Here is an 805-nt window from a genome sequence, read left to right on the forward strand (position 1 = left end):
TTATGGTGGGGCTGTGTTAATAATACTGATCCTGTGTTTGCTTCAACATGCTTAATAAAATCAGCTTGTTTTGTCATAAATTCATGGATAACTCTTTTCTCATCGTTAATGCTTGTATTGGCTTTCTTAATCGCAATATTGATTTGCTCTAGGTGCTGAGTTTGTATTTTATTCATCGTCGTCGAAAAACCGCTGTTATATCCTTCACGATAGACTCCAACAAGCAGCGTAATGAGAGCGACGACAGTTATCAGTACGAATTTAATCGGCATTGAGTCGTTTTCCTGTATCCATGTAGAACTTGCAGAATCCAATGAATACACCGGTGATGGCCGCGTATTGTACTAGAGCAAATTCACTGTGTTGGTTGATAGGGATAGAGAAAAAGTAATCATTAAACTCTACCCACATGTAGCCCACAAAGACACTCATCAGTCTTGGCCATACTCGCCATTGGTCAAATTTTAATGCGTTCATTAACGCTCTCCTAAGGGATGACTACTTTGGCGGCAGTAAGAACTAAGGTAATGAGTATGGCTACGACTAAGCGGTTCAACCAGGTTTTATCGGACTCTAAATGATTAAGGCGTTTGTTATGAAATTCCTGTGTCGTACGGGTTTTCGTTAAGGTTTCGAGCATTTCTTTTAGGGTGGCATTTTGCTCACGAGTTAACGCCACTAAACTATTCATGGTCATTTCAATACGAATAATGTCTTCTTTGAACATAACAATCTTAAGTTGTGAATTTGCATTGAGGATACTGTGAGTGAATGGCGGAATGAATGAGTGATTTTTCTGTATTGC

At 39.1% G+C, this 805-nt stretch carries 3 protein-coding genes; all 3 read right to left on the bottom strand.

What is annotated here, in order from left to right; genetic code table 11:
* On the bottom strand, positions 1-272 hold a 272-nt coding region (locus PVK71_RS20305), incomplete at its 3' end, for a hypothetical protein (protein ID WP_274421129.1).
* The gene (locus PVK71_RS20310) at positions 262-477 is read right to left on the bottom strand and encodes a hypothetical protein (RefSeq protein ID WP_274421930.1); all 216 of its coding nucleotides are present in this window, start codon (positions 475-477) and stop codon (positions 262-264) included. The genes PVK71_RS20310 and PVK71_RS20305, both read right to left, overlap by 11 nt.
* 10 nt (positions 478-487) lie before the next feature.
* A partial coding sequence (locus PVK71_RS20315) for a hypothetical protein (protein ID WP_274421931.1) occupies positions 488-805 on the bottom strand: 318 nt, incomplete at its 5' end.

This window comes from Aliivibrio sp. S4MY1 (assembly GCF_028765545.1).
Classification (GTDB): Bacteria; Pseudomonadota; Gammaproteobacteria; order Enterobacterales; family Vibrionaceae; genus Aliivibrio.

What these genes read in the sequence shown, in the direction of transcription:
- PVK71_RS20310 (WP_274421930.1), bottom strand. Translation starts at nt 477, where the DNA reads ATGAACGCATTAAAATTTGACCAATGGCGAGTATGGCCAAGACTGATG.